This is a genomic window from Treponema sp. (assembly GCF_024696245.1).
Lineage (GTDB): Bacteria > Spirochaetota > Spirochaetia > Treponematales > Treponemataceae > Treponema_D.
In genome coordinates, this window is record NZ_JAILGZ010000081.1 from 21,004 (window position 1) to 28,535 (window position 7,532).

6 protein-coding genes are annotated in these 7,532 nt (G+C 39.9%); 1 reads left to right on the plus strand and 5 read right to left on the minus strand.

All coding sequences use genetic code 11. From position 1 onward, the window contains the following. Window positions 1-9 precede the first annotated feature (9 nt). A complete protein-coding gene (locus tag K6D58_RS05815; RefSeq protein ID WP_296828558.1) occupies window positions 10-2,046 on the plus strand; it encodes a beta-galactosidase in 2,037 nt (678 codons plus the stop codon). Window positions 2,047-2,149: 103 nt separating this feature from the next. On the opposite strand, the gene lysS is transcribed toward K6D58_RS05815, so the two are convergent. From lysS to K6D58_RS05840, 5 genes are all read right to left on the minus strand, one after another. Beyond that, window positions 2,150-3,781: a lysine--tRNA ligase gene (gene lysS, locus K6D58_RS05820; RefSeq protein WP_296828559.1), complete on the minus strand. Its 1,632-nt coding sequence runs from the start codon at window positions 3,779-3,781 to the stop codon at window positions 2,150-2,152. Between the two features lie 62 nt (window positions 3,782-3,843). Beyond that, complete coding sequence (locus K6D58_RS05825) at window positions 3,844-4,839, minus strand: SPOR domain-containing protein (RefSeq protein ID WP_296828561.1); 996 nt, start codon at window positions 4,837-4,839, stop codon at window positions 3,844-3,846. Further along, a complete protein-coding gene (locus K6D58_RS05830) occupies window positions 4,836-5,126 on the minus strand; it encodes a hypothetical protein (RefSeq protein ID WP_296828563.1) in 291 nt (96 codons plus the stop codon). The genes K6D58_RS05825 and K6D58_RS05830 overlap by 4 nt, the downstream gene beginning before the upstream one ends. A gap of 66 nt (window positions 5,127-5,192) precedes the next feature. Then, the gene (gene miaB / locus K6D58_RS05835) at window positions 5,193-6,578 is read right to left on the minus strand and encodes a tRNA (N6-isopentenyl adenosine(37)-C2)-methylthiotransferase MiaB (RefSeq protein ID WP_296828565.1); all 1,386 of its coding nucleotides are present in this window, start codon (window positions 6,576-6,578) and stop codon (window positions 5,193-5,195) included. A gap of 324 nt (window positions 6,579-6,902) precedes the next feature. Further along, window positions 6,903-7,532 (minus strand): CobW C-terminal domain-containing protein (locus tag K6D58_RS05840; RefSeq protein WP_296828567.1); only part of this gene is annotated, 630 nt, incomplete at its 5' end.

A 7,532-nucleotide genomic window follows, 5' to 3' on the forward strand; every position in this document is an offset into this window, starting at 1 on the left:
GGAGATTTTATGATTAACGACAAAAATGTAAACAAGATTCTTTACGGTGGTGATTACAATCCTGAACAGTGGAGTCTTGAAGAAAGAAAAAGGGATATGGAACTTCTTCCTGAAGCAGGAATAGACATTGTAACCCTTAATGTTTTCAGCTGGGCCAGACTGCAGCCGTCAGAAAATGAATACGATTTTTCTGATCTGGACAGAATCGTAAATATGGTTACAGAAAAGGGAATGAAAATCTGTATGGCAACTTCTACAGCTGCTCACCCTGCATGGATGGCAAGAAAGTACCCGGATATTCTCCGTACCGATATAGATGGCAGAAAACACAATTTCGGTTCAAGACATAATTCCTGTCCTAACAGTCCAACCTATAAAAAGTACGCACCCCTGCTGGCAAAAAAACTTGCAGAACGTTACGGCAAAAACACCAGCATTCTTGCATGGCATATTTCCAATGAATACGGCGGCTTATGCTATTGTGAAAACTGTAAAAAAGCCTGGAGGCAATGGCTTAAAAATAAATACGGCACAATAGAAAACCTTAATCAAAAATGGAATTCAGCCTTCTGGAGTCACACCTACTATGACTGGGATGACATTCAGGTTCCTGATCACATAAGTGAACGCTGGAACTATAACAGAACCAACATGCAGATTCAGACAATTGACTATTACAGATTTAACACAGAAGGAATAGTTAATATGTACCGTATGGAAGCTGATGCAATTCATTCAGTTCTGCCGGATGCAAAGGTTACAACAAACCTTATGAGCACCTACCCGGAACTTGACTATGCAAAGTTTGCTCCTTACATGGATTTTATAAGCTGGGACAATTATCCTTCTCCAGATGATTCCTATACCCGCACGGCATTCAATCATGAAGTAATGAGGGGACTTAAAAGGGATAAGCCTTTTTGTCTTATGGAACAGACACCAAGCGTTACAAACTGGCAGCCATATAATTCACTTAAAAGACCGGGTGTAATGCGTCTTATGAGTTACCAGGCAGTTGCCCACGGAGCTGATACAGTTATGTTCTTTCAGATGAGAAGAAGCCGCGGCTGTTGTGAAAAATTCCATGGAGCAGTAATTGACCACTACCCTACATCTGAAACAAGAGTTTTTAAGGAAACAGCTGCCCTTGGAAAAGAATTAAAAAAACTCTCTGATTCATTCCTTGGTTCAACTGAAAAAGCAGAAGCTGCTATTCTTTTTGACTGGAACTGTATGTGGGGAGTAATGTTCAGTTCAGGTCCATCAGTAGATTTTAAATATACAGACGAAGTCTACAAATACTACGATGCCTTCTGTAAACTCAATATTTCTGTAGATGTTATTTCTCCGGAAGAAAGTCTGGACAGATACAAGGTAGTTATAGCTCCGGCCCTCTACATGATCAGCGAGAAAAATGCAGCAAAAATCCAGAACTTTGTAGAAAAGGGCGGAGCTTTCCTTACAACAGTTATGAGCGGAATGACAGATGAAAATGATCTTGTAACAGATAAGGGCTATCCTGGAGAATTAAGAAAGGTATGTGGAATATGGGCAGAAGAAACAGACGCCCTTTTACCTGGCAAACCTAATTCACTGGTAATTAAGGAAGGTAAGTTAAAAGGTGAATATCCGGCTCTGATTCTTGCAGACATAATTCATCCTGACACAGCAGAAGTAATTGCAACTTACGGCAGTGATTTTTATGCCGGCACTCCAGTCCTTACAAAAAATTCTTTTGGAAAAGGTAAGGCCTGGTATGCAGGCTGCTGTTTTGATAAAAATGATTCATTCTTAAGAAAGCTTATCCTTAACATTACGGAAGAAGCAGGAATCAAACAACTTTTACCGGAAGAAGAAGGAATTGAAACTACCTGCAGGGTATCTGCTGAAGGAAAAAAATTCTATTTTATTCTGAATCAAAACAGTGAAGATAAAAAAATAACCCTTCCCCTTAATGCCAGGGACCTTCTTACAGACAAAACAATCTGCTCTGGAGACAGTCTCCTTATAAAGGCAAAGGATCTTTTGATTCTTGAAATTAAATAAGACAGTATAAAACATTAAAACAAAAAAAAGGTGGCCGTAATTAAAATTAACTTAAGACCACCTTTTTTTATACCGTAAAGACTAAAGCTTTAGTCCTTAAAAATCAGTATACGCTTAAAATCTTTGTAAGACGCTCTTTTCCGATGATCTTCATAAAGTTTGCAAGACGTGGTCCCTGGTCCTTATTAATAAGGGCATGATAAAGGGCAGTAAAGAGAGCCTTTGCTTCAAGTCCAAGAGATGTAGCAATATTGTACATAGCCTGCTGACATTCCTTATCAAGGGCAAATGTTTCAAGCTTTGATACAACTTCATCACGTACTTTCTGAACAGCTGTAAGCATATCACCTGTAATATCTTCTGCTTTGCTTCCATCATCACGGATTCTGAAACACATATCAGCTGCACAGTCAGGAGCACTTTCTGTAATCCAGTACCAGGCACAAACTGCACGACGGCGGAGACATTCTTCCTGTTCAGGTTTTACATCACCAAGAGACTTAATCACAGCATCAATATCTCCGGAATAAGTCTGAAGAAGAGTTGTAAGGAGCCTGAATGAAATCTGATAAGGCATTACAGAAGGAAGTCCGTCAATCTGGCTGAGTTCGTAAATACGTTTTTCACGAAGAATGATGCTTTCCTTTTTAGCAGGATCCTTTTCTTTAGGTTCTTCTACACCCCATACAATACGTTCAGTCCTGTCATAGGCTTCGTAAATTGTAAGAACATCAAGGTCAAAGCTGATTGAGAATTCGTGGTCAACTTTATTTGATGCAAAAATATAACGGAGAACTTCAGGCTGATAAACTTCAAGGGCATCTACAAGAGAAATAACCTTTCCCTTAGAAGAAGACATTTTTCCTGGAACACCCTTAAGTTTAACAAAGTCATACTTCATTGTAACAGGTGCATCCCAGCCGAATACCTTTTTAGAAACAAGTTTAGCTGTATCGTAACTTCCACCAGGACTGATATGATCCTTTCCACCTGGTTCAAATACAACCTTTTCTTCGTTCCATCTCATAGGCCAGTCTACACGCCAGCCCAGTTTAAATTCCTTTGAAGTACGGAGGTCACCCTTTTCTTCGTGACCACAGCTTGTACATCTGTAAGTAACGCCGTATTCACCATCGTAATCTACGATTTCTGTTGTATCCTTGTTACACTTACAGCAGAAGGCAGCTACCGGCCAGTAAACATCTTCCGGCTTCATCTTGTGTTCATCATCGCGGTATTCATTAAGGCACTGCTTGATAAGTTCACGATTCTGCATAGCCTTTTTCATACCTTCTGCATAACGGTTTGCACGGTAACGGCTTGCCTGATAAAGAAATTCAGGATGAATACCAACACGTGGAAGCTGTTTTTCTATATCAACTTCGTGATGGCGGGCATAGTTTTCGTCCCTGCCAAAAGTATCAGGAACCATAGTAATAGGATAGCGGAGATATTTGTTAAGTTCTTCAGGTTCAGGCATATTGCCAGGAACTTTACGGAATACATCATAGTCATCCCAGGAATAGATAAAGCGGACATTCTTATTTCTGTCACGCAAAGCACGGACAATCAGGTCAACAGTAATGATTTCGCGGAAGTTTCCAATGTGAACTGTTCCAGAAGGTGTGATTCCTGATGCACAGGTATAAGAAGGAAGGTCTCCCTTTTCCTTTAAAATACGGGCAGCCTGCTGGTCAGCCCAATGACATAACTCTTTTTCGTTTCTTTCTGACATAGTTAAAAGATTATAAAGAAAAGGAAAGAACTTTACAACAAGGCAGCTTTACACCCAGGCTTTTACTGAAGAATATAGCTTTCGTAGCCGGCATCCTTAAGCTTAAGTCCCATTGTTCCTTCTGCATTTTCTGCCACTACAACTATGTGATATTTTGTTCCGGATGAACGTACATCTTCTATAATATATGCGTCAAAACCTTTTTTCTTAAGGGCATCCGTTAAATCAAGGGCATTCTGTCTGTTTCTGAAAAGTCCCAGCTGCCTTTCTACCTTATCGGAATCTTTATTTTCTTCAGATTGAACCTTGCTTTTTTCAGAATCATTTTTAACTGCAGCAGTGTCTTCTGTTTGAGAAACATTACGTACCATATAAAGCCAGAAAGGTACGGGGGCAAGATTTATTTTTCCCTGTACGATAAGGGCTTCAGGAGAAGAAGGATATTCAGATTTAAGGATATCTGCGTACATGGATTTTCCGGTAACATACCAGAGGGTAAATACAACAAGATGACGGACTTCTTTCATTGAAGACATGGAAGCATAAGCCTTAAGAAGTTCCAGTGTATCTGATGCCTGGGAATATTCCTTAATCCTGCAAAGTGAAACCCATGCTGAATAAAGGTTTACATAAGCCTGAACTTTACTGTCTTTAGATGACCTTACTGCACTGTTAAGGTAACTTTCTGCAGTTTCAAAAGAACCGGCTGCAAGACTTGCCCTGACAGCACAAAGAACTATTTCTTCATTTGTAACTTCCGGCATTCCCTGAGCATTACCGGCACTAATAGCAGCAGCCTTTACATAAGCATCTGCTGCCTGATCATAAAGCTGGGATTCTTCAAGTAGTCCTGCTGCAAGATAAAGAAGAGCCCTTTTATCTGCAGAAGTAGCTGTATTATCTGCATTGGAAAGAAGATATTCTATGGAAGTGTTAAGGTCATTTTTTTTAAGGGCCTCATTTTTTAATGTAAGGGCAGACTTTTTTTGACTTTGAGCAAAGAGAGCTGATGAGACAGAAAAAAGTATTAAAAGAAAAAAGATGGACTTTCCTTTCATTTTGAAAAAACATCCTCTTCTTTTTTTTCATGTTTATCTTTTTTTTCTTTACCTGGCTTTTTACTTTTATACTCTTCATCCCTTGAAGAAGATGATGATGAATTAAAAGCCTGAACAAAAACTGTAATTATTACTCCTGCTATAAAAGAAGCAAGAATGGTATAGAAAACCGGAACATTTTCAAAATTATGAAAAATCCATACATCACAACGATTATCCAGATTAAAACCGGTAAGAACTGCAACTACTACTGCGACTATAAGGATTCCTATAAGTTTTAAAAGCATAGCCTACCTCAAAAATAATCTCTTTTCATTTATCGGCATTTTTTACCGGCACATTAAAGACAAAGCCTACTCTATCAGAGTACCCCTGAAGGTATTACCGTTAAGGCTGTCTATTCTTACAGTTGCAAAATGACCTATAAGGGATGGTTTGGCAGTAAATGCAACCCTTTCGTTAAGGGAAGTTTTACCAAGAAGTTCACTGCGGTTATCACGGCTTATAATGTCACAAAGAACAGTAACTGTTTTACCTACCCTTTTTTCCATTACCTGAGACTGAATCTTAAGCTGAAGGTCTATAACTTTCTGAAGGCGCTCTTTTTTAACTTCCAGAGGAATCTGGTTTTCCATTCTGGCTGCAGGAGTTCCTTCACGAGGATTATAGTAATACATAAAGGCAGATGAATACTGAACTTCCTTAAGGAGGGAAAGAACTTCTTCAAAATCTTCTTCACTTTCTCCAGGGAATCCCAGCATTAAGTCTGTGGTAAGGGCTGCATCAGGAATACTTTTCTTTATTTTTGATACAAGCTCAAGATAAGCTTCCCTTGTATATTTACGGTTCATTGCCTTAAGAACTCTTGTTGAACCATGCTGTACTGCAACGTGAATGCCTTTACAAACATGAGGGTCAGAAGCAATTACTTCAATTAATTCATCAGAGAAATCCTTAGGGTTACTGGACTCAAAACGTATCCATCTTATGCTGGATTTTTTTTCATCAAGGTAGGCACTGATTTTTTTAAGCAGCTGAGGGAATGTAAGGCCGTCTGAATTATAGGAGTTTACATTCTGACCCAGAAGGGTTATTTCTTTTACACCCCGGTCTGACAGTACATCAATTTCGTGGAGGATTTCATTAAGGGCCCGGCTTGTTTCCCTGCCCCGGACATAAGGAACGATACAATAAGAACAGAAATTGTTGCAGCCATGCATAATAGGTACAAAGGTAGAAAAAGCTCCCTCTTCGTAGGATGTTTCGGCAAACACGTAAACAGGTTCTTCTTCTATCTGAACAGGTTCCCGGCCTTCTTCTACGTCAGTAATTATGTCTCCAAACTTATTTTTTGCAAAAGTTCCTACAACATAATCAATGCAGGGCCAGTCCTTCTGAAGGGTTTTTAAAAGACGTTCAGCCATACAGCCCATTACTATAAGGGTAAGGGGTACCTTTCCGTTTTTTTTGACAAACTCTACGGCAGACTTCATTTCATCACTTTTTACCTTGGCATCTTTTTCCATAGAGCGGACTTTTTTAAGTCCTGTAAAAAAACCGAGGCGTCCGAAAATACGGGTTTCGGCTGTAGCACGAACAGAGCAGGTGTTAATAATAACAAGGTCAGCAACCTGAGGGTTTTCAGCTTTTGTCCATTTTCGGGAAAGAAGAATATTCTCTACGGATGCGGATTCAGCGAGGTTCATCTCACAACCGTATGTTTCAATAAAGTAAGTCATATATCCATCCAGTAATTAATGTATTTAATTAACGCTGCGCTAAGCTTCGGCTGTACGCACCTGCTTCAGCCGAATATTTCACATCCATATGTTTCAATAAAGTATGTCATATAACCATCCAGTAATTAATTTGTTTAATTAACGCTGCGCTAGGCTTCGGCTGTACGCCGCTGCTCAAGCCGAATATTTCGCACGCGCATGTTTCAATAAAGTATGTCAAATAACCCTCCAATAATTAATGTCTTTAATTAACGCTGCGCTAAGCTTCGGCTGTACGCGCCTTGCCGGGTTCGGCTGCAGGTACCTGCTGCAGCCGGATTTTACTTAGTCTGCAAGGCAGGAATCAAGGGCGTCACTGATGGCTTTTTTGTCAAGCTTCTGTCCGATAATGCAGAGCTTAATCATTCTGTCACCAACTTCAGGATCCCATTCTTTTTTGATCTGTGGATTTGCTTCAAGAATCTGTTTCTGCTCTTCTTTAGGACAGGCAGCAATCCACTGTCCTGAATAACCAGCCTGAATCTGACGGCCGGAAGTTTCAAATACCCATGCCATTTCAGGTTCATCTCCAAACCACATAAGTCCCTTACAGCGGATAATGTTTCTTGGCCATTTATTTGCAAATTCATCAAGCTTTACGCGGTCAAAAGGCTTTCTGCGAGTGTAGATAAAAGTACCGATTCCGTATTCATCTTCACTTTCACCTTCGTGACGGTGTTCATGATGATGGTGGTGGTGGCAGTGTTCATCACAATGATGGCCTTCTTCTCCATGAGCCGGATTATGGTCATGGTCATGGTCTTCCTCATGATCATCGTGGTGATGTTCATGTTCATGTTCATCTTCGTCATGATCTTCGTGATGATGATGTTCATGTTCATCTTCATCATGGTCTTCATCTTCTGAAAGTTTTTTACACCAGCCGGCAGAAGAGTATACTTCATCAAAATCAAA

Coding starts and splice junctions, on each gene's coding strand:
- miaB (WP_296828565.1), bottom strand. CDS start 6,578: ATGACTTACTTTATTGAAACATACGGTTGTGAGATGAACCTCGCTGAA.
- lysS (WP_296828559.1), bottom strand. CDS start 3,781: ATGTCAGAAAGAAACGAAAAAGAGTTATGTCATTGGGCTGACCAGCAG.
- K6D58_RS05815 (WP_296828558.1), top strand. CDS start 10: ATGATTAACGACAAAAATGTAAACAAGATTCTTTACGGTGGTGATTAC.
- K6D58_RS05830 (WP_296828563.1), bottom strand. CDS start 5,126: ATGCTTTTAAAACTTATAGGAATCCTTATAGTCGCAGTAGTAGTTGCA.
- K6D58_RS05825 (WP_296828561.1), bottom strand. CDS start 4,839: ATGAAAGGAAAGTCCATCTTTTTTCTTTTAATACTTTTTTCTGTCTCA.